This window comes from Acidovorax sp. KPB24-03, assembly GCF_057546605.1.
Genome location: NZ_BAAJYR010000933.1, coordinates 1 through 592, shown reverse-complemented (window position 1 = coordinate 592; position 592 = coordinate 1). Strand labels below are relative to the sequence as shown.

At 71.8% G+C, this 592-nt stretch carries 1 protein-coding gene; it reads right to left on the bottom strand.

Features of this window, described 5'->3' with window-relative positions; all coding sequences use genetic code 11:
* Window positions 1-592, bottom strand: a 592-nt coding sequence (locus AC27KI_RS26880) for a ComEC/Rec2 family competence protein (protein WP_487116958.1), incomplete at both ends; no start/stop codon positions are given.

Below are 592 nucleotides of genomic sequence, written 5' to 3'. Positions count from 1 at the left end.
CACACCGGAGCGGCGGGCAGCGACACCGCGGCCCACGGCAACGCGGCCAGCCACTGCAGCAGGCCGGCAAACGGCAGCACGCACCACGCGGCGGCGGTCCACAGCGGCGCCCACAGGGTGCCGGCCAAAGCCAGCGGGGTGACCAGCAGCGTGATCCAGGGAATCGCCACCAGGTTGGCCAGCAGGCCGACGACGGACACCTGCCCGAACAGCAGCAGCGTGAGCGGCGTGAGGGCGAGCGTGACCACCCACTGCTCGCGCAGCATGGCGGCCAATCGGCCCGATGCCCTAGATTCATTTACCTCCTTTGCTATTGAATCAGTAGCAAAAAGCACCGCCACCGCGACGAAGCTCAGCCAGAACCCCGCCTGCAGCAGCGCCCAGGGATCGGACAGCACGACCACCGCGCAGGCCAGCAGCCAGACCTGGGGCCAGGGCCAGCGCCGCCCGGAAAGCCGCAGCAGCGCCACGGTGGCCAGCATGCACACCGTGCGCTGCGCCGGCACGCCCCAGCCGCTGAACACGGCATAGGCCCAGGCCAGCAGCACGCCCCCGGCCAGCGCCGCCGTCGGCGCCGGCAGGGCCAGGCACC